General features: G+C 74.4%; 22 protein-coding genes. 11 read left to right on the top strand and 11 right to left on the bottom strand.

Annotation, left to right across the window (positions count from 1 at the left end; all coding sequences use genetic code 11):
• Positions 1–56 precede the first annotated feature (56 nt).
• Genes DOO78_RS04110 through DOO78_RS04100 form a run of 3 tightly spaced genes read right to left on the bottom strand, consistent with a single transcriptional unit; the run spans position 57 to position 3,671 of the window.
• Positions 57–1,553 carry an amidase gene (locus tag DOO78_RS04110; protein ID WP_111468452.1) on the bottom strand — a complete coding sequence of 499 codons (1,497 nt, stop codon included), beginning with the start codon at positions 1,551–1,553 and terminating at the stop codon, positions 57–59.
• Positions 1,550–2,050, bottom strand: coding sequence for an O-acetyl-ADP-ribose deacetylase (locus DOO78_RS04105; RefSeq protein WP_111468451.1), 501 nt, complete (start codon positions 2,048–2,050; stop codon positions 1,550–1,552). Before DOO78_RS04105 ends, DOO78_RS04110 begins: the two co-directional genes overlap by 4 nt.
• Before the next feature lie 7 nt (positions 2,051–2,057).
• Positions 2,058–3,671 carry a gamma-glutamyltransferase family protein gene (locus tag DOO78_RS04100; RefSeq protein ID WP_243634355.1) on the bottom strand — a complete coding sequence of 538 codons (1,614 nt, stop codon included), beginning with the start codon at positions 3,669–3,671 and terminating at the stop codon, positions 2,058–2,060.
• Between the two features lie 187 nt (positions 3,672–3,858).
• On the opposite strand from DOO78_RS04100, the gene DOO78_RS04095 reads away from it, so the two are divergent.
• Both DOO78_RS04095 and gpt read left to right on the top strand, forming a co-directional pair.
• The gene (locus DOO78_RS04095; protein WP_111468450.1) at positions 3,859–4,200 is read left to right on the top strand and encodes a tRNA-binding protein; all 342 of its coding nucleotides are present in this window, start codon (positions 3,859–3,861) and stop codon (positions 4,198–4,200) included.
• Position 4,201: 1 nt separating this feature from the next.
• Positions 4,202–4,684, top strand: a complete 483-nt coding sequence (gpt, locus tag DOO78_RS04090) for a xanthine phosphoribosyltransferase (protein WP_111468449.1) — start codon at positions 4,202–4,204, stop codon at positions 4,682–4,684.
• 16 nt (positions 4,685–4,700) lie between these two features.
• Here the strand turns inward: gpt and DOO78_RS04085 are convergent, their stop codons facing one another.
• Positions 4,701–6,008 carry a hemolysin family protein gene (locus tag DOO78_RS04085; RefSeq protein ID WP_111468448.1) on the bottom strand — a complete coding sequence of 436 codons (1,308 nt, stop codon included), beginning with the start codon at positions 6,006–6,008 and terminating at the stop codon, positions 4,701–4,703.
• Positions 6,009–6,499: 491 nt separating this feature from the next.
• Here DOO78_RS04085 and DOO78_RS04080 point away from each other — a divergent pair, with 491 nt between their 5' ends.
• From DOO78_RS04080 to DOO78_RS04065, 4 genes are all read left to right on the top strand, one after another.
• Positions 6,500–6,781 carry a hypothetical protein gene (locus DOO78_RS04080; RefSeq protein ID WP_111468447.1) on the top strand — a complete coding sequence of 94 codons (282 nt, stop codon included), beginning with the start codon at positions 6,500–6,502 and terminating at the stop codon, positions 6,779–6,781.
• A 90-nt stretch (positions 6,782–6,871) separates the two neighbouring features.
• Positions 6,872–7,501: a bifunctional 4-hydroxy-2-oxoglutarate aldolase/2-dehydro-3-deoxy-phosphogluconate aldolase gene (locus DOO78_RS04075; RefSeq protein WP_111468446.1), complete on the top strand. Its 630-nt coding sequence runs from the start codon at positions 6,872–6,874 to the stop codon at positions 7,499–7,501.
• The gene (locus DOO78_RS04070) at positions 7,498–8,439 is read left to right on the top strand and encodes a sugar kinase (protein WP_111468445.1); all 942 of its coding nucleotides are present in this window, start codon (positions 7,498–7,500) and stop codon (positions 8,437–8,439) included. The genes DOO78_RS04075 and DOO78_RS04070 overlap by 4 nt, the downstream gene beginning before the upstream one ends.
• Positions 8,440–8,576: 137 nt before the next feature.
• Positions 8,577–8,972, top strand: a complete 396-nt coding sequence (locus DOO78_RS04065; protein ID WP_111468444.1) for a hypothetical protein — start codon at positions 8,577–8,579, stop codon at positions 8,970–8,972.
• A gap of 27 nt (positions 8,973–8,999) precedes the next feature.
• On the opposite strand, the gene DOO78_RS04060 is transcribed toward DOO78_RS04065, so the two are convergent.
• The 3 genes from DOO78_RS04060 to DOO78_RS04050 all read right to left on the bottom strand — a co-directional run bounded on the left by DOO78_RS04060 (position 9,000) and on the right by DOO78_RS04050 (position 12,339).
• Positions 9,000–10,493, bottom strand: a complete 1,494-nt coding sequence (locus DOO78_RS04060; RefSeq protein ID WP_111468443.1) for a M81 family metallopeptidase — start codon at positions 10,491–10,493, stop codon at positions 9,000–9,002.
• Between the two features lie 125 nt (positions 10,494–10,618).
• Positions 10,619–11,887 (bottom strand): Zn-dependent hydrolase, encoded by a 1,269-nt coding sequence (locus DOO78_RS04055; RefSeq protein WP_111468442.1) that lies wholly within the window; start codon positions 11,885–11,887, stop codon positions 10,619–10,621.
• The gene (locus DOO78_RS04050) at positions 11,884–12,339 is read right to left on the bottom strand and encodes a hypothetical protein (protein WP_111468441.1); all 456 of its coding nucleotides are present in this window, start codon (positions 12,337–12,339) and stop codon (positions 11,884–11,886) included. Before DOO78_RS04050 ends, DOO78_RS04055 begins: the two co-directional genes overlap by 4 nt.
• A gap of 144 nt (positions 12,340–12,483) precedes the next feature.
• Here DOO78_RS04050 and DOO78_RS04045 point away from each other — a divergent pair, with 144 nt between their 5' ends.
• The 5 genes from DOO78_RS04045 to DOO78_RS04025 all read left to right on the top strand — a co-directional run bounded on the left by DOO78_RS04045 (position 12,484) and on the right by DOO78_RS04025 (position 18,597).
• Positions 12,484–13,518 carry an arginase family protein gene (locus DOO78_RS04045; protein ID WP_111468440.1) on the top strand — a complete coding sequence of 345 codons (1,035 nt, stop codon included), beginning with the start codon at positions 12,484–12,486 and terminating at the stop codon, positions 13,516–13,518.
• Positions 13,515–14,528 (top strand): dipeptidase, encoded by a 1,014-nt coding sequence (locus DOO78_RS04040; RefSeq protein WP_111468439.1) that lies wholly within the window; start codon positions 13,515–13,517, stop codon positions 14,526–14,528. The genes DOO78_RS04045 and DOO78_RS04040 overlap by 4 nt, the downstream gene beginning before the upstream one ends.
• Positions 14,529–14,595: 67 nt before the next feature.
• A complete protein-coding gene (locus DOO78_RS04035) occupies positions 14,596–16,155 on the top strand; it encodes a YifB family Mg chelatase-like AAA ATPase (RefSeq protein ID WP_111468438.1) in 1,560 nt (519 codons plus the stop codon).
• A gap of 117 nt (positions 16,156–16,272) precedes the next feature.
• Positions 16,273–17,973 (top strand): gamma-glutamyltransferase, encoded by a 1,701-nt coding sequence (ggt, locus tag DOO78_RS04030; RefSeq protein ID WP_111468437.1) that lies wholly within the window; start codon positions 16,273–16,275, stop codon positions 17,971–17,973.
• A 114-nt stretch (positions 17,974–18,087) separates the two neighbouring features.
• The gene (locus DOO78_RS04025) at positions 18,088–18,597 is read left to right on the top strand and encodes a CreA family protein (RefSeq protein WP_111468436.1); all 510 of its coding nucleotides are present in this window, start codon (positions 18,088–18,090) and stop codon (positions 18,595–18,597) included.
• Here DOO78_RS04025 and DOO78_RS04020 read toward each other — a convergent pair.
• Genes DOO78_RS04020 through DOO78_RS04005 form a run of 4 tightly spaced genes read right to left on the bottom strand, consistent with a single transcriptional unit; the run spans position 18,564 to position 22,551 of the window.
• Positions 18,564–19,646 carry an ABC transporter ATP-binding protein gene (locus DOO78_RS04020; protein WP_111468435.1) on the bottom strand — a complete coding sequence of 361 codons (1,083 nt, stop codon included), beginning with the start codon at positions 19,644–19,646 and terminating at the stop codon, positions 18,564–18,566. The genes DOO78_RS04025 and DOO78_RS04020 overlap by 34 nt on opposite strands.
• Complete coding sequence (locus DOO78_RS04015; RefSeq protein ID WP_111468434.1) at positions 19,639–20,643, bottom strand: ABC transporter ATP-binding protein; 1,005 nt, start codon at positions 20,641–20,643, stop codon at positions 19,639–19,641. Before DOO78_RS04015 ends, DOO78_RS04020 begins: the two co-directional genes overlap by 8 nt.
• The gene (locus DOO78_RS04010; RefSeq protein ID WP_111468433.1) at positions 20,643–21,563 is read right to left on the bottom strand and encodes an ABC transporter permease; all 921 of its coding nucleotides are present in this window, start codon (positions 21,561–21,563) and stop codon (positions 20,643–20,645) included. Before DOO78_RS04010 ends, DOO78_RS04015 begins: the two co-directional genes overlap by 1 nt.
• Position 21,564: 1 nt before the next feature.
• A complete protein-coding gene (locus DOO78_RS04005) occupies positions 21,565–22,551 on the bottom strand; it encodes an ABC transporter permease (RefSeq protein ID WP_111468432.1) in 987 nt (328 codons plus the stop codon).
• Positions 22,552–22,770 lie beyond the last annotated feature (219 nt).

Here is a 22,770-nt window from a genome sequence, read left to right as displayed (position 1 = left end):
GGCGATGCCCCGCGCGCGGCTCCTGCGGCGCGGGTCGCCGGCAGCGACCGCCCGTATCAGTCGAAGCCGAGGAAGCCCTCCATGCCGCGGATCGGCGCCGCCGCGCGCAGCGCCGCCAGGTCGGGCACCGGCCGGGCCAGCGCCGGATCGGCGGCGAAGGCCTCCTCCAGCGCCGCCGCGACGCCGAGCACGAAGGCATCGCCGCCGCGCGGCCCGACGATCTGCAAGCCGAAGGGCATCCCCCTGGCGTCGCGCCCGACCGGCAGGCAGACCGCCGGATGCCCGGTCAGCGTCACGTAATAGGCCAGCGCCAGCCAATGGACGTAGCTGCGGGTCGGCTGGCCGTCGATCTCGGCCGGGTAGAGCTCGCGCCAGTCGCGCGGGCTGACGGTGATGGCCGGGGTGATCAGCACGTCGTGGCGGGCGAAGAAGTCCTGGAAGCCGCGATAGATGCGGGTCTGCGCCGAGGCGGCGCGGGCATGGTCCTCGAGGCTGTAGCCCAGCCCCTCCTCGACATTGACGCGGACATTCGGCCCGACATCCGCCGGCCGGGTCCGCACCTTCTCGAGATGCGCGCCGAGGAAGACGCCGGCCCGTAGCACCTGGAAGGCCTCGTCGGCGCCGCGGCAATCGGGATGCGCCGCGACGCCCTCGCGGAACAGCCGCGCCGCGGCGGGGACGACGCGCCGGAAGGCCTCGCGCACCACCCCCTCGACCGGCGCCTCGCCGAAATCCTCCGACCAGGCGAGGCGGAGCGAGGCGAGGTCGATCTGCCGCACCGGGTGGAACAACGCCGGCTCGCCGCGCACCGGCCTCGCATGCAGCGTGTAGGCGAGCGGGTCGCGCGCATCGTCCGAGGCCATGGCGGCGAGCATCAGCGCCGCATCCGGCACGTCGCGCGCCATCGGCCCGAGCACGCCGAGATTGGACCAGCCATGCGGCCGCTTCTCGGACGGCACCAGCCCGCCGCTCGGCCGGAAGCCGAGGATGCCGCAGAAGGCCGCCGGGTTGCGCAGCGAGCCGCCCATGTCGGAGCCGGAGCAGAGCGGCGCCATGCCGGTCGCCAGCGCCACGGCCGAGCCACCCGAGGAGCCGGCCGCCGAGAGCCGGGGGTCGAAGGGATTGCCGGTCGCGCCATGCACCGCGTTGCGGGTGTTGGCGCCGGCGCCGAATTCCGGCGTGTTGGTCTTGCCGATGACGATCGCCCCGGCGCGGCGGAGATTGGCCACCATGCCGCAATCCTGCGCCGGCACCTGATCGGCGAAGATCGGGCTGCCATAGGTGGTGCGCAGCCCGGCCGTCTCCTCCAGGTCCTTGATCCCGACCGGCAGGCCGTGCAGCAGGCCAAGGTCGTCACCCCGCATCACCGCCACCTCGGCCTGCCGCGCCGCCGCCTGCGCCGCCGGGACGTCCATCGCCACCATGGCGTTCACCGCCGGGTTCACCGCCTCGATGCGGGCGAGGCAGCTCTCCAGCAGCTCGACCGGCGAGAGGGCCTTCCGCCCGATCAGGCGGCGCGCCGCCACGGCGCTGAGATCGCAGGCCTCGGTCATGCCGCGAGTTCCTTGTCGTAGAGGGAGAGGGTCGCCGCGTCGAAGCAGGCGAAGGTGACATCCGCCTCGCCATGCCGGGCGAGCGCCTCCCGCACCGTGGCGACGGCGATGCCGGCGGCGCGGTCGGGCGGGAAGCGGTAGACGCCGGTCGAGATGGCCGGGAAGGCGATGGACTGCCCGCCGGCCTCGCGCAGCAGGGCGAGGGCCGCGCGGTAGCAGCCGGCGAGCAGCGCCGCCTCCCCCGCCCCGCCGCCCTGCCAGACCGGGCCGACCGCATGGATCACGAAGCGCGCCGGCAGGCGGAAGCCGGGGGTGAGCCGCGCCTGGCCGGTCGGGCAGCCGCCGAGGGCGCGGCAGGCGGCGAGCAGCTCGGGCCCGGCCGCGCGGTGGATCGCGCCATCCACCCCGCCGCCGCCGCGCAACCCGAAATTGGCGGCGTTGACGATGGCATCCACCGCCAGGGTCGTGATGTCGGCCCGGACCGCCCGCAGCGGCATGGCCGCCTCAGAAGCCGAGGGCGCAGCCATCCTTGCGCGGATCGCTGCCGCCGATGAGGATGCCCGCCTTGCGGTCGATCAGGATCGCCTGGCCGCCGCCATGCGGCTTCTCCACGAGCTTCACCGGATGGCCGAGCCGCGAGAGGCGGTCGATCACCGCGCTCGGCACGCCGCGCTCCACCTCGACCGGGCCGGCGCCGGGCGCGGGGAAGAGGCGCGGGCAATCGAGCGCCTCCTGCACGTCGAGGCCGAATTCGAAGTGATTGGCGAGGAACAGGGTCTGGCCCATGGGCTGGAAATGCCCGCCCATCACGCCATAGGGCATGATCGCCTCGCCGTTCCGCATCACCATGCCGGGGATGATGGTGTGCATCGGCCGCTTGTTCGGGGCGATGCAGTTCGGGTGCCCCTCCTGCAGCCGGAAGCCGAAGCCGCGGTTGTGCAGCATCACCCCCGAGCCCTCGGCCAGGATGCCGGAGCCGAAGCTCTGGAACAGGCTGTTGATGAAGGAGCAGGCATTGCCCTCCCCGTCCACCACGCAGAGATAGACCGTGTCCTTGTGCCGGGCCCAGTCGGACTCGCCGGCCGGCGGCATCTCCGGCATCGCCCGGTCGTCGCGGATCAGGCCGCGCAGCCGCGCCAGATAGGCCGGGTCGGTCAGCCGCGCCACCGGCACCTCCACCTGCGCCGGATCGGCGAGGAAGGCGTCGCGGTCGCGGTAGACGAGGCGCGCCGCCTCGATGTGGCGGTGGTAGCGCTCGGCGCTGAGCGGCCCCCCCTCCGGCGTCTCCAGGCCGCCGAGGATGCCAAGGATCTGCAGCACATGCAGGCCGCTGCCGTTCGGCGGGCACTGATAGACCTCCATGCCGCGCCAGGAAGCCTTGATCGGCTCGACGAACTCGGCCCCGGTCAGGCCGCGGTGGAAATCCGCCTCGGTGTGCAAGCCGCCGAGGGCGCGGAGCGCCGCCACCATGTCGGCCGCGATCTCGCCCTCGTAGAAGGCCCGCGCCCCCCGCTCGGCGATGGCGCGGAGCGTCCGGCCGAGCGCCGGCTGCCGGAAGCGGTGGCCGATGCCGGGCGCCGCGCCGTCGACCAGGAAATGCCGGGCGGCGGCCGGGTTGCCGCGCAGCTTGTCGGCGGCGTCGCGCCAGTCGAGCGCGACGCGGGCATGCACCGGAAAGCCCTCCTCGGCGCAGCGGATCGCCGGTTGCAGCAACTCGCCGAGCGGCTTGCGGCCATAGGTGCGGTTGAGCAGGTCCCAGGCCGAGATGGCGCCGGGGATGGTCACCACATGCGGCGAGGTGTTCACCAGCCGGTCGACGCCCGCCGACCGCAGCGCCTCGGGCGTCGCCGCCGCCGGCGCCCGGCCGCTGCCGTTGATGGCGACCACCTTGCCCGTCCCGGCCGGGGCGTAGAGGCAGAAGCAGTCGCCGCCGATGCCGGTGCTCTGCGGCTCCACCACCGCCAGCACGGCGGCGGCGGCGATGGCGGCGTCGAGCGCGTTGCCGCCGCCCCGCAGCACCTCGAGCGCGGTGAAGGTCGCGATCGGCATCGAGGTCGCGGCCATGCCGGCGGCGCCATAGACGGCGCTGCGGCCGGGGGCGTGGAAATCGCGCTTCATCGGGTCGTCCGCTCTCCGTGCCCTGGGTCCGCGCCCCTGGGTCCGCGCCCCCGGGTCCGTGGCCTGGGGAGGTGATGCGCGGCGGGGCGGCGATGGCCGCCGGGCCGGGCAGGTTCCTCTCGCATGCAGCCGCGCCGGCGGCAACCCGGGCCTTCCCTGCGCCGGGCCGAGGGTCTATGCCGCCAGCATGGTGGACACGATCGGCATAGACGCCTTCGAGCAGGTCGAGATCCGGGTGGGCACGATCGTCGATGCCCGGCCCTTCCCTGCGGCGCGCAAGCCCGCCTACCAGCTCTGGGTGGATTTCGGCGCGCCGCTCGGGGTGAAGCAGTCCTCGGCCCAGATCACCGTGCACTATGCCTGCGACCAGCTCATCGGCCGGCAGGTGCTCGGCGTGGTGAACCTGCCGCCCCGGCGGATCGGGCCCTTCCTCAGCGAGGTGCTGGTGCTCGGCCTGCCGGACGAGAACGGCGCGGTGGTGCTGCTCCGCCCCGACCTCAAGGTCCCCGATGGCGGCAGGATGTTCTGAGATGGCGGAGCGCTACTACACCGTCAGCTGGGACCAGCTGCACCGCGACAGCAAGGCGCTGGCCTGGCGGCTGGTGGAGCGCGGGCCCTTCCACGGCATCGTCGCCATCACCCGGGGCGGGTTGATCCCGGCGGCGATCGTCGCCCGCGAGCTGGAGGCGCGGCTGATCGAGACGGTCTCGGTCGTCACCTACAACGAGGAGCAGCGCGGCCAGCCGGCGGTGGTGAAGCCGCCCGCCGCGGCCATCGCCGGGGCCGGCGAGGGCTGGCTGATCGTGGACGACCTGGTCGATACCGGCACCACGGCGCGGGTGGTGCGCGCCCTGCTGCCGAAGGCGCATTTCGCCACGGTCTACGCCAAGCCGAAGGGCCGGCCGCTGGTCGACACCTTCGTCACCGAGGTGAGCCAGGACACCTGGATCCTGTTCCCCTGGGACACGGAGGCGCAATTCGTGGCGCCGATCGCCCGCAGCGGCCAGCGGTAGCGCCCGGGCCGCCCGCTCAGGCGACGGGCGCCGCCTCGTCCCGGCTGGCCAGCACCTTGTCCACCCGCCTGCCGTCCATATCGACGATCTCGAAGCGCCAGCCCGCCCAAACGATCCGGTCGCCCTCCCGCGGCACCCGCCGCAGCAGCGCCAGCATCAGCCCCGCCACCGTGTGGTAGGTGCCGTGATAGGGCAGCTCCGGCAGGTCGAGCTGCGCCCGCAGCTCGTCGCTCGGCATCATGCCGTCGAGCAGCAGGCTGCCATCGGCGCGCGTCACCGTCTCGCCGGGCTTGTTCGGCTCCTCCTGCGGGCCCAGCTCGCCGACGATCGCCTCCAGCAGGTCGGCGGTCGTCACCACCCCCTCGAAGCTGCCATACTCGTCGAGCACCAGGGCGAGGCCCACCGGGTCGTGCCGCATCCGCTCCAGCGCGTCGATCGCCGGCAGGCTGTCGGGCAGCACCAGCGCCTGGCGCTGCGCCCGGGCGATGGAGAGCGTCGCGCCGTCCAGCACCTGGTCGAGCAGGTCCTTCGCCGCCACCACGCCGACCACGTTGTCGATGCGCCGGTCGGCGACGACGAAGCGGTTGACGTCCTGCCGGCGCAGCGCCGCGCGGATCTCGTCGGACCCGGCGCGGCGGTCGATCCAGGCGACGTCGTTGCGCGGCGTCATCAGGGCGCGCACCGGCTTGTCGGCCAGGCGCAGCACCCGCTCGATCATGTGCCGCTCCTCGTGCTCGAGCGCGCCGGAATCGGCGCCCTCGGCGACCACCGCCTTCACCTCCTCCTCGGTCACCGACTGCTCCTGCGGCCGATGCGCGCCGAAGAGCCGGAGGACGAGGGCGGAGGAGCGCGAGAGCACCCAGACGATGGGCCCGGTGATGCGCGCCAGCAGCGCCATCGGCCGCGCCACGGCGACGGCGTAGCGCTCCGGGTCGCGCAGCGCGAGCTGCTTCGGCACCAGCTCGCCGAGGATCAGGTTGGCATAGGCGATGGCGACGACCACCAGCGCGAAGCCGGCCTCGTTGGCGAAGGGGGCGAGGCCGGGGATCCGCCGCAGCGCCTCGCCGAGCGGGCCGGCCAGCCGGGCGCCGCCGAAGACGCCGGCCAGGATGCCGACCAGGCTGATGCCGATCTGCACCGTCGGCAGGAAGCGCTGCGGGTCCTCGGCCAGGGACAGGGCGGCCGCGGCGCCGGGGCTGCCCCGCCGCTGCAGGGCCAGCAGCCGGACCCGCCGCGCCGAGACGATGGCCAGCTCGCTCAGCGCGAAGGCGCCGTTCAGCACGACCAGCAGCAGGATGATCCCGATCTCGACCCAAACGCCCATCGCTGCCCCGCTCCCGTGCGGCTTCCAGGGCGCCTCCCGTGAACGCCGGTTCAGGGGAAGCGCCCAAGGCTATTGTTGTCAGAGCATCTTCACCCGTTCGCGTGTGTCCCCTCGAACGGGGTTTGCTCTCGAAGTGTGATCGCCTGGGGTGGCCTCACCGAAGGCGTGACCCACGCGACCAAACGCCGCGCTGGACCATGGTCCGCGAGCCGGCGCGAGCGGATCGTGGTCTAGGCCGTCGACCGGCCGGGGGATAGGGCCGATCGCGGCGGCGACCGAACGCCGGATGCGTGAATTCGCCCCGCGAACAGGGATCCGGGGCGGCAGGGCGGCCTGCCGCGCATGCCCTCCGCCGCCGCCCCGGCGACCCGTGCGCGCATCCGCGTGAGACCGCCGCCGCGCCGTCTGACGGGCTTGTGGCTTCGCCATCGGCCCCGGATCGTTATGAAATCCGTCATGGTTTTTGAGACACCCCCGGAGAGAGCCGCCGCATGACCGAGGCCCGGATCATCGCCTTCCCGAGCCGCCCGGACGATCGCCTGCGCCTGGCCCTGCGTTCCCTCGAGGCGGCGCTGCAGACGCAGGACGCCGAGGTCGCCGCCTGGCGCGCCGCGCTGCGCGAGTTCGCCGGCAGCGTCCGGGGGCTGGACCACTCGGTGGCGCGCTACCGCGCCGAGCTGGAGGCCGCCGGCGCCACGGCCGCGGCCGCCGGCGAGGAGGCGCGCGCGCTGGAGCGCCGGGCCAGCGCCTGGCTCGGCCAGCCCCCTGGCTGACCCCGGGCTGACCCCGGCCGGGGGCCGCAACGGCGTGGCCCCTGGTCCGGCGCGGCGCTTCGCCGCAGGATGGGCCGCAGGGAGGCCGCCATGACCCATCCGCTCATCCCCGACCTGCGCCGGGCCCGCGTGGTGCCGGTGATCCGCACCTCGACGCCGCAATTGGCCGCCACCGCCTGTGCCTGGCTGCGCGAGGCGGGGATGGCGATCCTCGAGATCACCCTCACCATCCCCGATGCCCTGCCGCTGATCCGCGAGATGGCCGCCGAGCCCGGGCTGCTGGTCGGCGCCGGCACGGTGCCGGATGCCCGGACGGCCGAGGCCTGCCTGCAGGCCGGGGCGCGCTTCCTGGTCACCCCCTGGACCGATCCCGAGGTCATCGCGGTCGCCCGCGCCGGCGGCGCCTGCGCCATGCCCGGCGCGATGACCCCGACCGAGATCCGCGCCGCGCTCGCCGCCGGCGCCGATGTGGTGAAGATCTTCCCCGCCAGCTCGGCCGGCGGGCCGGGGCATGTGAAGGCGCTGCGCGCGGTCTTCCCCGAGGCGGTGTTCTGCCCGACCGGCGGCGTCGATGCGGCGAACGCGCCGGCCTATCTCGCGGCCGGCGCCGCCTTCGTCGGCATCGGCGGCAAGCTGGTGGACGAGGCCCGCATCGCCGCCGGCGACAAGCCGGCGATCCAGCGCGCGGCCCGCGACGCGCTCGGGCTGATGCAGGCATGAGCGCCCCGCCCGAGCTGCTCTGCATGGGCGAGCCGATGCTGGAGCTGAACGCCCAGAAGCCCGGCCCGGATGGCCGCGTCCTCTATCTCGAGGGGCATGGCGGCGACACCAGCAACGCCGCGATCTGCGCCGCCCGCCAGGGCGCCCGCGTCGGCTATGTCACCGCCATCGGCACGGACCGGCCGGGCGAGAGCTTCCTCCGGCTCTGGGCGACCGAGGGGGTGGATGCCGGCACCGTCCGCCGCGACCCGGAGGCGCCGACCGGCCTCTACGTCGTCACCCACGACGCGGATGGCCATGCCTTCACCTTCTACCGCAGCAACAGCGCCGCCAGCCGCTACGGCCCGCGCGACGTGCCGGAGGAGGCCATCCGCAAGGCCCGCATCCTGCATGTCTCGGGCATCAGCCAGGCGATCTCGACCAGCGCCTGCGACGCGGTCTTCCATGCCATCGCCATCGCCAAATCGGCCGGGGTGAAGCTCTCCTACGACACCAACCTCCGCGCCTCGCTCTGGCCGGCGGCGCGCGCCGCGGCGGTGATCCACGCCGCCATCGCCCAGGCCGACATCGCCCTGCCCTCGCTCGACGACGCCCGCGCGCTGACCGGGCTGGAGGCGCCGGACGCCATCGCCGACTTCTACCTGCGGCTGGGCTGCCCGCTGGTGCTGCTGAAGCTGGGCCGGGAGGGGGTGATGGTCGCCAGCGCCGGGGCGGAGCGCGTGCGGATCGCGCCGCACCGGGTGGCGGCGGTGGATGCGACCGGGGCCGGGGATGCCTTCGCCGGCGCCCTGCTCGCCCGGCTGCTCGCCGGCGACGACGCGGTCTCGGCGGCCCGCTACGCCAATGCCTGCGCCGCCCTCTCGACGACCGGCTACGGCGCGGTGGCGCCGCTGCCGCGCCCGGCGGCGGTGCGGGCCCTGCTGGCAGGGGCGCCGTAGGGCGGATGGGCAAGATGCTCCACCGGCCGGGCCCCGCGCCGCGCCGCCCGGGCCGGCAGGCCCCTGATCAGCGATCCCTTGGTCAGCGATCCCCTGGTCAGCGATCCCTCGGCCGGGCCCTGCGCGGCGCCCTGCCGATGCTGCTGCTCGCCGCCTGCACCGGGCTCGGCCTGCCGGCGGCGCCCGCCGCCGACCCGGAGGCCTTCGCGTCGCGCGCCTCCGGCATCGGCATGCTGGTCCGCGCGGCGCATCTCTGCGGCATCCCGCTCTCGCAAGGGGCGCAGGACCGGGCGGCCCGGATCGAGGTCGCGGCGATCGCCTGGCAGCAATCGCGCGGCGGCGTCCCGGCCCGCGACGCCTTCCTGCGCGCCATGGCGCCGCCCCGCTTCGATGGCCGGTCGCGCAAGACCGAGCGCGAGGAATGGTGCGCCGCCAGGCGCCCGACGGTGCAGGAGCTCGACGGCCGGCTGACCGGGCCGGAGGGCGATCGCCTGATCGAGCAGGCCGAGGCGGTGCAGCGCCGCCCCGGCTGAGCCGGGCGTGCGGCGGGCCGGGCGGATTCAGCGATTGGCGCCGGGGCGCAGCCGGAGGCCGGGCCGCAGCCGGGTGAAGGGCAGCACGGCGGGGTCGGCCACCACCGGGCCGGGCGCCGCCACCACGATCACCCGTTCGGCGATCGGCTGGAAATGCGCCCGGAAATGCACGCTCGACTTCAGCGCGACGATCTTCTGCGCCGCCGGCTCGACGCCGATATGGGTGAAGAGCGCCTGGTCGAGCGCCTGCATCTTCCGCGTCACCACGATCACCCGCACCCCCGGCGCGACGCGGATCAGCGCCGTCGGGCCGAGATCGGCCGGATTGCCGCGCGACATCGGCCCGGTTGCGGTGAAACGCCCATCGGTCAGCGCCTCCACCACCGCCGTCACCGCCAGCGGCGCGCCGTCGCTCTGGCCGCCGAGCGAGAGCGGCAGGGTGGCGCCGACCCCGGCCGCATGGCAGGCGGCGGCGCTCGCGGCATCGTTGATCAGCCCGAGCACGGCGCCCTCCGCCCCCTGGCGGATCAGCTCGGCCAGCAGGCCGGTGGTGTCGCCATGGCCGCCGCCGCCGGGATTGTCCTGGGTGTCGGCGAGCACCACCGGCCGCGCCGCGCCGCGCGAGAGGCGGATCGCCTCGGCGACGCCGGCCTCGGCCGTCGCCACGCCGCCGGCGAAATCCGGCTCATGCGCCGCGAACCAGTCGCGCAGCCCGGCGACCGCCGCCTCGGCCGCCTCGGCGCTCTCGGCATAGGCCGCGACGGCCGCGCCGCAGCCGGGGAAATCCGCATAGGGAAAGCCGAAGCAGAAGGCGAGCTCGGCGATGCCGGGCCGCGCCGCCAGCCGCTCCCGCTCGGCGAAGGCGGTCGCCATCGGCGGCACCAGGGTGCATTGCGCGGTGAGCGGGATCAGGTAGTCGATCTCGGCGAAGGCCCGCGCCCAGGGCCGGCCGCGGCGGATGCGCTCGAGCAGCAGCCGCGCCGCCCCCGCCCCGGCCGGCTTCATGTCGACATGCGGGTAGGTGCGGTAGGGCACCAACGCATCGGCGAGCTCGACCATCGCGCGCGTCATGTTGGCATGCGGGTCGAGGCTCACCGTCACCGGCAGTTCCGGCCCGACCACGGCGCGGACCCGGCGCAGCAGCTCGCCCTCGGCATCGTCGAAGCCGACCGCGACCATGGCGCCGTGCAGCTCGAGATAGACGCCATCCAGCGGCCCCGCCTCCAGCGCGTCGGAGAGCGCGGCGAGCATCAGCGCCGCGATGCGCTCGAAGGCCTCGGCGCTGACCGGACCGGCCGGGTTGGCGAAGCACCAGGTGAGCGGCACCAGCTCGGCCCCCGCCGCCTCCAGCGCCTCGATGGCGCCGGCGCAGGGCACCGAGGTCGGGCGCAGCGTCCCGATCAGGGTCGCCGGCCGCTGCAGGCCGGGAAAGCCGCCCGGGCGCAGGAACTCGTCCCAGCCGGTCGGCAGCGGCGCGAAGGAATGGCTCTCATGCTGGAAGCCGCCGATGGCGATGCGCATCCTGTCTGTCCCTGGCTGGGCGCGCCGCGATGGCCCGCTCCGCCCTGCCGCCAGGGCAGGGCATCGCGGCGCGCCTTGCTGTCCCGATCACGATCCCGGCCGGCCTCCCATGGCCGGCGCCGGGATCAGCGGCGGACGAGGCCCGCCGTCGCCAACGCCGCATCCGCCAGCACCTGCAGGCCGGCCGTCGCCCAGTCCGGCGTGATGCTCTCCGCCTCGTTGTGGCTGAGGCCGCCATGGCAGGGGCAGAAGACCATCACCGTCGGCACCTTGCGCGCCATGTAGACCGCGTCATGGCCGATCGCGGTCGGCATCTCCTGCCAGGCGAGGCCGCGGGCGATGGCGGCCTCGCGCGCCCGCGCCACCAGCGCCGGGTCGAAGGGCGTGTGCGGCGAGTACCAGAAGGGCGTGACCGTGGCCGTGACCTTGCGCGCCAGCGCGATCTCCGCCGCGCGCGCCGCCAGCGCCTCGCCCATGCGGGCCAGCGCCGCCGGGTCGCTGTGGCGGAAATCGACGCTGAAGAAGACCCGGCCCGGCGCGACGTTGCGCGAGGAGGGATGCACCTCGACCACGCCGACCGTGCCGCGGCCCGGCTCGCCCGTGGGCGAGAGGGTGCCGAGCGCGATCGCCTCCACCGCGGCGATCAGCGGCGCCGCGGCCATCATCGCATCCCGCCGCCCGGCCATGGGCGAGCCGCCATGCGCGTCCTCGCCCTCGACCACCACCTCGAACCAGTGCTGCGCCAGGGCATGGGTGACGATGCCGACATCGCGCCTGGCCTCCTCGAGCAGCTTGCCCTGCTCGATATGCAGCTCGAGATAGGCGCCCAGCTGCTGCAGCGCGGCCGGGTCGGCGCTGCCCTGCCAGCCGATGCGGCGCAGCTCCTCGCCGAAGACGGCGCCGTCCTGGGAGCGCTTCGCCAGCACCTCGGCCTCGGTGAAGATGCCCATGGCGGCGCCGCTGCCCATCATCGGCGGCGAGAAGCGCGCCCCCTCCTCATTGGTCCAGTTGACGAGCAGCAGCGGCGCCTCGGTCTCGGCCCCGGCCTCGTGCAGCGCCCGCATCAGCTCGAGCCCGGCCAGCACGCCGAGCACGCCGTCGAACTTGCCGCCGGTCGGCTGGGTGTCGAGATGGCTGCCGATGGCGACCGGCGCGCGCGCGGGATCGCGCCCCTCGCGCCGGAAGATCATGTTGCCGAGCCGGTCGACGGTGAGCGTCAGCCCGCAGGCCTCGCCCCAGCGCCGCAGCAGGGCGCGGCCCTCGGCATCGGCATCCGTCAGGGTCTGGCGGTTGCTGCCGCCCTTCGGCGTGCCGCCGATCCGGGCCATCTCCATCAGGCTCGACCACAGCCTCTCGCCGGAGAGCGGCAGGTTGTGCGCGGCGGGGATGGTCATCCGAGCCTGCCCAGCCGGCCGGTGCAATCGCCGAGCGCCCGGTCGAGTCCCTGCCCCAGCGCCTCCGCCGCCGGCCCGGTCTCGCCGAGCAGGAGATGCCAGCGCATCGGCGCGCGGGGCTGCTGCTCCACCACCAACGCGAAATCCGGCGGGGTGCCCGGCGCCGTGCCGGGCGCCGGCCGCACCATGGCGCCATCCTGGCGCAGCACCACCTGGGTCAGCGGCGTCTGCTGCGAGACGCAGCCGGCGAGCAGCGCCGGATCGGGCAGCACGATCTCGCCGTCGCGGCGCTGCACGGCGGCGATCGGGTCGGGCGCGGCGGCGGGCGGCGCGATGCCGCAGCCGAGCAGCGGCAGCAGCGCCAGCCCGGCGGCGAGGCGATGGGCGCGCGGACGGCGCGGCCCGGCGGCAGGGGTGGCGCGCCGCGCGCCCGGGTCGGGAGGCAGGGTCATGCCGGCTCCGTGGTGGCGGAGCGGAGTCCACTCCAGAGCCCGGCGCCTGTCCAGTCATCCGTCCCGGTCATCCGGCCCGGTCGTCGGTCCCTGGGGGCCATCAGGCGCATGGACATGCCCGCATCGGCTGCTAGCCTCCCGGCCATGCGCGCCTTCCATCATCCCGACCAGGCCCGGCACACGCCGCGCTTCTTCCTCATGCGCGGCATGGTCCGCCCGAATTTCGAGGTGCCGGAACGGGCCGCCTCGCTGCTCGCCGGGCTGCAGGCGCTCGGCATCCCCCCCGAGATCGCGGCGGTGCCGGAGCGCGCGGCCCTCGCCGCGGTGCACAGCCCCGGCTATCTCGATTTCCTGGCGACCGCCGCCACCGCCTGGGCGACGCTGCCCGGGGCGGGGCCGGAAGTGGTGGCGAACGCGCATCCGACGCCGGAGATGATCGCCCAGGGCGCCCGCCCCGGCGGCCATGTCATCGGCGATGCCGGCTGGTACACCGCCGACACAGCCTGCCCGATCGGCCCCGGCACCTGGGAGGCCTGCCTCTCGGCCGCCGGCGTCGCCCTCGCCGCCGCCGCCGAGGCCGCCGCCGGCCGCAGCGCCTATGCCCTCTGCCGCCCGCCCGGCCACCATGCCTATGCCGCGCGCGCCGGCGGCCATTGCTACGTCAACAACGCCGCCCTGGCGGTGGCGGCGCTGCGCCGCGCCGGCGCCCGCCGCGTCGCCACCCTCGACATCGACAGCCACCACGGCAACGGCACCCAGGGGATCTTCTGGGAGAGCGGCGAGGTGCTCACCATCTCGGTCCATGGCGACCCCTCGCGCTACTATCCCTGGTTCATCGGGCATGCCGGCGAGCGCGGCGCCGGCGCCGGCGAGGGGCGCAACATCAACATGCCGCTCGCCATCGGCAGCGGCGACGGACCCTGGCTGGAGGCGGTGGGGCGCGGCGTGCAGGCGGTGCGCGACTTCGGCGCCGAGGCGCTGGTCGTCTCGCTCGGCTTCGATGCCAGCGAGCACGAGCCGCTGAACGCCCTCTCCGTCACCGCCGAGGGCTTCGCCCGGGCCGGCGCGGCGATCGGCGGCCTCGGCCTGCCCTCCGCCCTCATCCAGGAGGGCGGCTACAATGTCGATCTGCTCGGCACGCTGCTGCAGCGCTTCCTGACCGGCTGGGGCGAGCGGTGAGCGAGGAGGCCGCGGCGATCCACGCCGCCACGCTCTGCCTCGACACCCATGTCGACATCCGCTGGCCGGAGCCGCCCGATCCGCTGGCCGAGGGCACGATGCGGGTCGATTTCCCGAAGATGGCGCGGGGCGGGCTGAACGCCGTCGTCTTCATCGCCTATGTGCCGCAGGGCAAGCGGGACGCGGCCGGCCATGCCGCGGCCGCCGAGCGCGCCGAGGCGATGCTGCGCCACATCCGCGGCCGGGCCGATGGCGCCGCGCGCCGCTTCTGCGCGACGGCCGACGCGCTGGAGGCCTGCTTCGCCGCCGGGGCGCAGGCGGTGCTCTCGGCGGTCGAGAACGGCTACGCCATGGGCCATGACCTCGGCGCCATCCGGCGCTGGAAGGCGCTCGGCGCCTGCTACCTGACGCTGACCCATGACGGGCACAACGACCTGGCCGACAGCGCCCGGCCGCGCGCCCCGCTCGGCGACGCGGCGGAGGAGCATGGTGGCCTCTCGCCGCTCGGGCGCGAGGCGGTCGCGGCGCTGAACGAGGCCGGCATGCTGGTCGATGTCAGCCATGTCTCGAAGCGCGGCATGATGCAGGCGGCGGAGCTCTCGAAGACCCCCATCGTCGCCACCCACACCGCCTGCCGGGCGCTCTGCGACCATCCGCGCGGCATCGACGACGAGCAGCTCGACATGCTGCGGCAGGTCGGCGGCTTGGCGCAGATCACCGCCGTGCCCGCCTTCCTGCAGCGGGTGCCGGAGGGGGCGAAGAACCCGGCCGGCGTCGAGGCCATGGCCGACCATGTCGACCATGCGGTGACCCGGATCGGCATCGAGCATGTCGGCCTCTCCTCGGATTTCGATGGCGGCGGCGGCGTCGAGGGCTGGCAGAACGCGGCCGAGAGCCCGGGGCTGAGCGCGGCGCTGCTCCGGCGCGGCTACGGCAAGCGGGAGCTCGGCCTGCTCTGGTCGGGCAATTTCCTGCGCCTGCTGCGCCGGGCGGAGGCGGCGGCCGGGTAGACCGCCCTCGCCTGCCGGTTGCGGGACCGCTTGCCAATCCGCGCGCCAATCGTCATGTTCCGCTGTCATGACGATTGCGCGCGTCGCCAGCTTCGCCTTCGCCGGCATCGAGGCCATGCCGGTCGAGGTGCAGGTGCAGATCGCCGCCGGGCTGCCGGCCTTCCTGGTGGTGGGGCTCGCGGACAAGGCGGTGGCCGAGAGCCGGGAGCGGGTGCGCGCCGCCCTGGCCGGCCTCGGCCTCTCCCTGCCGCCGAAGCGGGTGCTGGTGAACCTGGCACCGGCCGACATCGCCAAGGAGGGCAGCCATCTCGACCTGCCCATCGCGCTCGCCGTCCTCGCCGCCATGGATGTGCTGCCGCGCGAGGAGCTGGCGGGCTATGCCGCGCTCGGCGAGCTGGCGCTGGATGGCGGCATCAACCCGGTGGCCGGCGTGCTGCCGGCGGCGCTCGGCGCCTCGGCCCGCGAGCTCGGCCTGATCTGCCCCGCCGAGCAGGGCGGCGAGGCCGCCTGGGCCGGGCGGATCGAGGTGCTGGCGGCGCCCGACCTGCTGGCACTGATGAACCATTTCCGCGGCGTGCAGGTGCTGACCCCGCCGGTGCCGCCGGTGCCGGACGACACGCCCTGGCGCGGCCCCTGCCTCTCCGAGGTGAAGGGCCAGGAGAGCGCCAAGCGGGCGCTCGAGATCGCCGCGGCCGGTGGCCATAACCTCTTGATGATCGGCCCGCCCGGCGCCGGCAAGTCGATGCTGGCGGCGCGGCTTCCCGGGCTGCTGCCCGATCTCGGCCCCGCCGAGGCGCTGGAGGTCAGCCTGGTCCACTCCATCGCCGGGCTGCTGCGCGAGGGCCGCCTCGTCACCCGCCCGCCCTTCCGAGAGCCGCATCACAGCGCCAGCCAGGCGGCGCTGATCGGCGGCGGCAACCGCGCCCGGCCGGGCGAGATCAGCCTGGCGCATCACGGCGTGCTCTTCCTCGACGAATGGCCGGAATTCCCGCGCCCGGCGCTGGAAGCCCTGCGCCAGCCGATGGAGACGGGGCGCGCGACCATCAGCCGCGCCAACCACCATGTCACCTATCCGGCGCGCTTCCAGTGCATCGCGGCGATGAATCCCTGCCGCTGCGGCTATCTCGGCGATGCGCCGCGCGAATGCGGCCGGGCGCCGCGCTGCGGCGAGGACTACCAGCAGCGGCTCTCCGGCCCGCTGCTCGACCGGATAGACCTGGCGATCGAGGTGGTGCCGGTGCCGCCGGCCGAGCTCTCCCGCGCCCCGTCCGGCGAGACGACCGCCGTGGTCGCCGCCCGGATCGCGGCGGCACGGGAGCGCCAGAGAGCCCGCTACGGCGCGGAGGGGCCGCGCTGCAACGCCGCGGCGGAGGGCGGCGCGCTGGAGCGCGGGTTGCAGGCGGATGCCGAGGCCCGCACCCTCGCGGAGCAGGCGGCGGAGCGGCTGCGGCTCTCGGCGCGCGGCTTCACCCGCACGCTCCGCGTGGCGCGGACCATCGCCGATCTCGACGGCAGCGCGACGGTGCGGCGGCCGCATGTGGCCGAGGCCCTCGCCTTCCGGCATCGCGGCGGGGCGCGGGTGACGGCCGGCGCGGGCAGCGAGGCCGGGCGCCGCGCCGGGGCCTGATGGCCCAAGGCTGAGAGACCGAGCTGGATCGAGGCCTTGTCGCCATCTGGCCAGGCCCGGCGCAGGATGCTCTACAGCGGGACCCCGCCCACCTGCCCGGCATCCGAGGGAAGCGCGATGATCCGCCTGGTCCTGCTCGCGCTCCTTGCCCTGCTCGCCGCCGCGCCCGCCCAGGCTCAGCGGCAGATGGTGGCCGCGGCGCATCCCCTGGCCGCCGAGGCCGGGATGGCGATGCTGCGCGCCGGCGGCACGGCGCTCGACGCCGCCATCGCCGCCCAGGCCATGCTGGCCGTGGTCGAGCCGCAGGCCTCCGGCCTCGGCGGCGGCGCGCTGCTGCTGCATTGGGAGGCCGGTCGGCGGCACCTGTCCGCCTGGGACGGCCGGGAGACCGCCCCCGCCGCGGCGGGCCCCGACCTTTTCCTCCGCGACGGCCGGCCGATGGGCTTCCATGAGGCGGCGCTGGGCGGCCGCGCCGTCGGCGTGCCTGGCGCCCTGCGCATGCTGGAGGTGGCGCATCGCGCGCTCGGCCGCCTGCCCTGGCCACTGCTCCTCGCCCCGGCCATCGCGGCGGCCGAGTCCGGGGTGCCGGTCTCGCCGCGCCTCGCCCCCCTGATCGCCGCCGAGGCCGGGCGGCTGGAGCGTGACCCGGCGGCGCGCGCGGTCTTCCTGCCGGAGGGCCGGCCGCTCGCCGAAGGGGCGACGCTGCGCAACCCGGCGCTCGCCGCGACCCTGCGGGCGGTGGCCGACCGGGGCGCGGATGCGCTGCATCGCGGCCCGATCGCGGAGGATATCGCCGCCGCGGTGCAGGCCGAGCCCAATCCCGGCCTGATGACGGCCGCCGATCTCGACGCCTATGCGCCGCGGCAGCGCAACCCGGTCTGCGGCCCCTATCGCATCTGGACCATCTGCGGCTTCCCGCCGCCCTCCTCGGGCGGCGTCACGGTGCTGCAGGCGATGACCATCCTGGCGCATCAGGACATGGCCTCCCTGGCGCCGCGGGAGGGCGAGCCGCCGCTCCGCGCGCTGGATGCGGCGCATCTGCTCGGCGAGGCCGGGCGCATCGCCTTTGCCGACCGCAACCTCTACCTCGCCGATGCCGACCAGGTGCCGGTGCCGCTGCGCGGGCTGCTCGACCCGGCCTATCTGCTGCTGCGGGCGCAGCTCCTCGACCGCGACCGGGCCGGCCTGCCGCGGCCGGGCAATCCGCCCTGGGGCGGCGGCGCGCCGCTCGCCAGCCAGCCGCCGCAGCCGGAGCACGGCACCAGCCATCTCTCCATCCTCGATGCCGCCGGCAATGCCGTGGCGCTGACCACGACGATCGAGGATGTCTTCGGCGCCCGCCGCATGGTGGCCGGGATGCTGCTCAACAACGAGCTGACGGATTTCTCCTTCCTGCCGGAGCAGGACGGACGGCCGGTCGCCAACCGCGTCGGGCCGGGGAAGCGGCCGCGCTCCTCCATGTCGCCGACCATCGTCTTCGACCGGGCGGGCACGCCGGTCGCCGTGCTCGGCTCGGCCGGCGGGACGCGGATCATCGGCCATGTGATCCAGACGCTGGTCGCCATGCTGGACTGGGACATGGCGCCGCAGGCGGCGGTGGCCCTGCCGCGCATCGGCGCCGCCAATGCGACGCTCGAGCTCGAGGCGGAGACGGCGGCGGCCGAGCTCGCCCCGGCGCTGCAGGCGCGCGGCTTCCCCGTCGCCATCCGGCCGATGACGAGCGGACTGCACGCCATCCGCATCCGGCGCGACGCGGCGGGCGTCACGCTCGAGGGCGGCGCCGATCCGCGGCGCGACGGGGCGGTGCTGGCGGAATAGGCCCGGAATGCGCCCTTCCGGAGATTTCCCGCCTACCTGCTTGAACGGAGCGGGCGCTGACGCTTTTTCCGTCGCCGAGCGCGCCGCGCGCTGCAACCATCCTGGAGGATCCCGATGACCACCCGCCGCCATCCGGCCCCGCGCGCCGCGCGCCTCGCCTCCCTCGCTGTCGCCGCCGCCCTGCTGCTCGGCACCGCCGCGGCGGCGCGGGCGCAGGAGACGAAGGAGATCGGCCATGTGAACACCGCCCTGACCAATCTCGGCCTGACGCGCAGCCACCAGATCGTCATCGAGCGCTTCGACGACCCGAAGGTCCCCGGCATCTCCTGCTACATCGCCCAGGCCCGCACCGGCGGCGTCAAGGGCATGGTCGGGCTGGCCGAGGACCCGGCGCGCTTCGCCCTCTCATGCACCGCGACGGGCACGGTCTCGGTGAGCGAGGCCGCGCGCAAGAGCGAGAAGGGCGAGCGGGTCTATGAGAGCGCCACCAGCCTCTTCTTCAAGGAGACCCGGGTGCACCGCTTCCTCGACGAGGAGCGCAACGTCGTCGTCTACATGGCCTGGTCGACCAAGCTGGTCGACGGCTCGCCCTACAATGCCGTCGCCGTCGTGCCGATCCGCTGATCGGCGCCGGCGGGGGCCGGCGGCGGGTCGCGCCCCTCCTCGACCGCATGGCAGGCCACCACCGTCCCCGCCTGGCCGCGCGGCGGCAGCAGACGCGGCATCTCGGCGCGGCAGCGATCCGCGACGAGCGGGCAGCGGGGATGGAAGGGGCAGCCGGAGGGCGGGTCGATCGGGCTCGGCACCTCGCCGCCGACCGGGATGCGCTGCCGCCCGGTCATCTCCAGGTCCGGGATCGCCTCCATCAGGGCCCGGGTATAGGGGTGGCGCGGCGCGGTGAAGAGGGTCTCGGCCGCCGCCAGCTCGACCAGCCGGCCGAGATACATGACGCCGATCTGGTCGGAGACCTGCCGCACCACGGCGAGGTTGTGGCTGATGAAGAGATAGGTGAGGCCGAGCCGCGCCTGCAGCTCCTTCATCAGGTTCAGGATCTGCGCCTGCACCGAGACGTCGAGGGCGCTGGTCGGCTCGTCGCAGACCAGGAATTCCGGGTTGGAGGACAGCGCCCGGGCGATGGAGATGCGCTGGCGCTGGCCGCCGCTGAACTCGTGCGGGAATTTCTCGCCATCGAGCGGCGAGAGGCCGACCTGGGTCAGCAGCTCGGCGACGCGCGCCCGCTGCGCCGCCGCCCCCGGCGCCAGGCCGAAGGCGCGGATCGGCTCGGCGATGATGTCGCTTACCCGCCAGCGCGGGTTCAGCGAGGCATAGGGGTCCTGGAAGATCATCTGCATCCGGCGCCGCTGCGCCGCATCGGCGCGCGCCTGCTCCAGCGCCCTGCCGTCGAAGCCGATGCGGCCGCGCGTCGGCCGGTAGAGCCCGACCACCAGCCGGGCGACGGTGGACTTGCCGCAGCCGCTCTCGCCGACGAGGGAGAGGGTGGTGCCGCGCGGGATCTCGAAGGAGACGCCGTCCACCGCCTTCAGGCTGCGCCGCCCCTCCCCGGCCAGCAGCCGCTGCAGCAGCGGCCGGGAGACGTCGAAATGCCGCGCCAAGTCCTCGACCGCGAGCATCACCGGGGCGGCGCCGCGCGGCGCCTCCACGCGCTCAGCCATGGCGCAGCAGCTCCGGCGCCTGCCGCTCCGAGGCGGGGTCGTAGAGCCAGCAGGCGGCCCGGGTGGTGCCGGTCTCGATCAGCTCCGGCCGCTCGCGCCGGCAGCGGTCGAAGACATGCGGGCAGCGCGGGTTGAAGGCGCAGCCCGGCGGGATGGCCGAGAGCCGCGGCATGGCGCCCTCGATGCCGGCGAGATGCGCCACCTTGCGGTCGAGCGGCGGGATGGAGGCCATCAGCCCGGCGGAATAGGGGTGTTTCGGCGCCTTCACCACCGCCCGCACCGGGCCGATCTCGGCGATCCGCCCGGCATACATCACCGCGACCCGGTCCGCCGTCTCGGCGATGACGCCCATGTCGTGCGTGACCAGCATCATCGCCGTGCCCTTCTCCCGCGCCAGCCGCTTCAGCAGCGCGATGATCTGCGCCTGGATGGAGACGTCGAGCGCCGTGGTCGGCTCGTCGGCGACGACGAGGATCGGCTCGGCGCAGAGCGCGAGGGCGATGACCACGCGCTGGCGCATGCCGCCCGAGAATTCGTGCGGGTAGCTGTCCACCCGCTGCGCCGCCGCCGGGATGCCGACCATCTCCAGCCAGCCGATCGCCCGCTGCCGCGCCTCGCGGTCCGACAGGGAGAGATGGGTCTGCATCGTCTCGATGAGCTGCCGGCCGACGGTGTAGAGCGGGTTCAGCGTGGTCAGCGGGTCCTGGAAGATGGCGCCGATCCGCTTGCCGCGGATGCGCCGCATGCGGTCATAGGGCAGGGTGTCGATGCGCTCGCCCTGCAGCCGGATCTCGCCGCCGGCGATCCGCCCCGGCGGCTCCAGCAGCCCGATGATGGCGGCCCCGGTCATCGACTTGCCGGCGCCCGATTCGCCGACCACGCCGAGCACCTCGCCCGGCGCGATGTCGAAGGAGACGTCGCTGAGGGCGGTCAGCACGCCGCGCCGGGTCGGGAATTCGACGCGGAGGCCGCGGACGGACAGGACGGGCGGCGGCATCAGCGGAGCCTCGGGTTCAGCGCGTCGCGCAGCCAGTCGCCGAGCAGGTTCACCGAAAGCACCATGGCGATGAGCGCGGCGCCGGGGAAGATGGTGATCCACCACTCGCCGCTGAACAGGAAGTCGTTGCCGATGCGGATGAGGGTGCCGAGCGAGGGCTGGGTCGGCGGCACGCCGACGCCGAGGAAGGAGAGCGTCGCCTCGGTGATGATGGCGCTGCTGAGGCCGAGGGTGGCGATCACCAGCACCGGCCCCACCACGTTCGGCAGCACGTGCGTCAGCATGATGCGGAGCTGCGAGATGCCGATGACGCGCGCCGCCAGCACGTATTCCTTGTTGCGCTCGACCAGGGTGGAGCCGCGCACGGTGCGGGCGAATTGCGGCCAAGCGCTGATGCCGATGGCGAAGATGACGACGAAGAGGGCGATGCGGTCGTGCAGCTCCCGCGGCAGGGCGGCCCGCACCACGCCATCGACCAGGAGGGCGATGAGGATGGAGGGGAAGGTGAGTTGGATATCGGCGATGCGCATCAGCAGCCCATCCGCCCAGCCGCCGAGATAGCCGGCGAGCAACCCGACCGCGACGCCGACCACGGTGGAGAAGACCACCGCCGAGATGCCGACCAGCAGCGAGACGCGGGCGCCGTACATGATGGCCGAGAGCATGTCGCGGCCCTGGTCGTCGGTGCCGAGCGGATAGAGCGCGTCGCCCTCGGCCGACCAGGCGGGCGGCTTGAAGGCGTCGCCGAGATTGAGCGTCGCCAGGTCGAAGGGGTCGTGCGGCGCGAGCCAGGGGGCGAGCGCCGCGCCGAGGATGCAGACCAGTGCCACCAGGGCCGAGAGCATGGTGACGGGCGAGCGCCGGAAGGACCACCAGAGATCGCTGTCGAGGGCGCGCGAGAGGGCGGCGGCAATGGCCATCTCAATGCCCTCCCGCCGCGCCACGGCCGATCCGCAGGCGGGGATCCACCAGGTAGTAGAGCAGGTCGACGACGAGGTTGATGATGACGAAGACGAGGGCGATGAGCAGCAGGTAGGCCGCCATCACCGGGATGTCGGCGGCGCCGACCGACTGGATGAAGAGCAGCCCCATCCCCGGCCACTGGAAGACCGTCTCGGTGACGATGGCGAAGGCGATGATGCCGCCGAGCTGCAGCCCGGCGATGGTGATCACCGGCACCAGCGTGTTCTTCAGCGCATGGCCGAAATTGATGGCGCGGTTGGAGAGGCCGCGGGCGCGGGCGAATTTGATGTAGTCCGTCCGCAGCACCTCCAGCATCTCGGCCCGCACCAGCCGCATGATGAGGGTGAGCTGGAACATGCCGAGGGTGATGGAGGGCAGGACCAGCGCCTTGAGGCCGGAGAGGGTGAGCAGCCCGGTGCTCCACCAGCCGATCCGCACCACCTCGCCCCGGCCGAAGCTCGGCAGCCAGCCGAGCCAGACCGAGAAGATCAGGATCAGCAGGATGCCGATGAGGAAGGTCGGCAGCGAGACGCCGATGAGGCTGAAGGTGAGGAAGGCGCGGCTGAGCCAGGAGTTGCGGTACAGGCCGGTATAGACGCCCATCGGCACCCCGACGAGCAGCGCCACCAGCGCGGCGCAGAAGGCGAGCTCGAGCGTCGCCGGGGCGCGTTCGGCGATCAGCTCCGCCACCGGGCGCGACAGGCGGTAGGAGAGGCCGAACTCGCCCTGCAAGGCATGCCCGACGAAGGTGGCGAATTGCACGAAGAAGGGCTGGTCGAGGCCGAGATCATGGACGAGCTGGAGGCGCTGCGCCTCGGTGAAATCCTGCCCCAGCATGATCGCCACCGGATCGCCGACATAGGCGAACATGGCGAAGCTGATGAGCGCCACCACCAGCATGACCGGGATGGCCTGCAGGATGCGCGAAAGGATGAAGGCGGCCATCTAGCGCGGATCGCGGCCGGCGACGGCGGCCGGCACGGCGCCGTGCCGCCAGGGCCGCGCGCCGCCACGGCCGCGTCGGCGGCGCGCCACGACCCCGCCCGCCGCCCCGCCCAGGCCTGCCGGCACCGCCCGGACGGCGGCCTGCAGGATCGCCCCTGCCCCTCTCCACATCGCCCAGTCTCCCGCCTCGGCCCGGTATTCCGGGTCTCGCCCAGCCTG

Source organism: Roseicella frigidaeris (genome assembly GCF_003258945.1).
Classification (GTDB): domain Bacteria; phylum Pseudomonadota; class Alphaproteobacteria; order Acetobacterales; family Acetobacteraceae; genus Paracraurococcus; species Paracraurococcus frigidaeris.
The sequence above is the reverse complement of the archived record's forward strand: the minus strand, read 5'-3'. Positions and strand labels throughout refer to the sequence as shown.

Excerpts from the sequence above, each read along its gene's own strand:
- DOO78_RS04110 (WP_111468452.1), bottom strand. The coding sequence starts at position 1,553 with ATGACCGAGGCCTGCGATCTCAGCGCCGTGGCGGCGCGCCGCCTGATC.
- DOO78_RS04105 (WP_111468451.1), bottom strand. The coding sequence starts at position 2,050 with ATGCCGCTGCGGGCGGTCCGGGCCGACATCACGACCCTGGCGGTGGAT.
- DOO78_RS04100 (WP_243634355.1), bottom strand. The coding sequence starts at position 3,671 with ATGAAGCGCGATTTCCACGCCCCCGGCCGCAGCGCCGTCTATGGCGCC.
- DOO78_RS04095 (WP_111468450.1), top strand. The coding sequence starts at position 3,859 with ATGGTGGACACGATCGGCATAGACGCCTTCGAGCAGGTCGAGATCCGG.
- gpt (WP_111468449.1), top strand. The coding sequence starts at position 4,202 with ATGGCGGAGCGCTACTACACCGTCAGCTGGGACCAGCTGCACCGCGAC.
- DOO78_RS04085 (WP_111468448.1), bottom strand. The coding sequence starts at position 6,008 with ATGGGCGTTTGGGTCGAGATCGGGATCATCCTGCTGCTGGTCGTGCTG.
- DOO78_RS04080 (WP_111468447.1), top strand. The coding sequence starts at position 6,500 with ATGACCGAGGCCCGGATCATCGCCTTCCCGAGCCGCCCGGACGATCGC.
- DOO78_RS04075 (WP_111468446.1), top strand. The coding sequence starts at position 6,872 with ATGACCCATCCGCTCATCCCCGACCTGCGCCGGGCCCGCGTGGTGCCG.
- DOO78_RS04070 (WP_111468445.1), top strand. The coding sequence starts at position 7,498 with ATGAGCGCCCCGCCCGAGCTGCTCTGCATGGGCGAGCCGATGCTGGAG.
- DOO78_RS04065 (WP_111468444.1), top strand. The coding sequence starts at position 8,577 with ATGCTGCTGCTCGCCGCCTGCACCGGGCTCGGCCTGCCGGCGGCGCCC.
- DOO78_RS04060 (WP_111468443.1), bottom strand. The coding sequence starts at position 10,493 with ATGCGCATCGCCATCGGCGGCTTCCAGCATGAGAGCCATTCCTTCGCG.
- DOO78_RS04055 (WP_111468442.1), bottom strand. The coding sequence starts at position 11,887 with ATGACCATCCCCGCCGCGCACAACCTGCCGCTCTCCGGCGAGAGGCTG.
- DOO78_RS04050 (WP_111468441.1), bottom strand. The coding sequence starts at position 12,339 with ATGACCCTGCCTCCCGACCCGGGCGCGCGGCGCGCCACCCCTGCCGCC.
- DOO78_RS04045 (WP_111468440.1), top strand. The coding sequence starts at position 12,484 with ATGCGCGCCTTCCATCATCCCGACCAGGCCCGGCACACGCCGCGCTTC.
- DOO78_RS04035 (WP_111468438.1), top strand. The coding sequence starts at position 14,596 with ATGACGATTGCGCGCGTCGCCAGCTTCGCCTTCGCCGGCATCGAGGCC.
- ggt (WP_111468437.1), top strand. The coding sequence starts at position 16,273 with ATGATCCGCCTGGTCCTGCTCGCGCTCCTTGCCCTGCTCGCCGCCGCG.
- DOO78_RS04025 (WP_111468436.1), top strand. The coding sequence starts at position 18,088 with ATGACCACCCGCCGCCATCCGGCCCCGCGCGCCGCGCGCCTCGCCTCC.
- DOO78_RS04020 (WP_111468435.1), bottom strand. The coding sequence starts at position 19,646 with ATGGCTGAGCGCGTGGAGGCGCCGCGCGGCGCCGCCCCGGTGATGCTC.
- DOO78_RS04015 (WP_111468434.1), bottom strand. The coding sequence starts at position 20,643 with ATGCCGCCGCCCGTCCTGTCCGTCCGCGGCCTCCGCGTCGAATTCCCG.
- DOO78_RS04010 (WP_111468433.1), bottom strand. The coding sequence starts at position 21,563 with ATGGCCATTGCCGCCGCCCTCTCGCGCGCCCTCGACAGCGATCTCTGG.
- DOO78_RS04005 (WP_111468432.1), bottom strand. The coding sequence starts at position 22,551 with ATGGCCGCCTTCATCCTTTCGCGCATCCTGCAGGCCATCCCGGTCATG.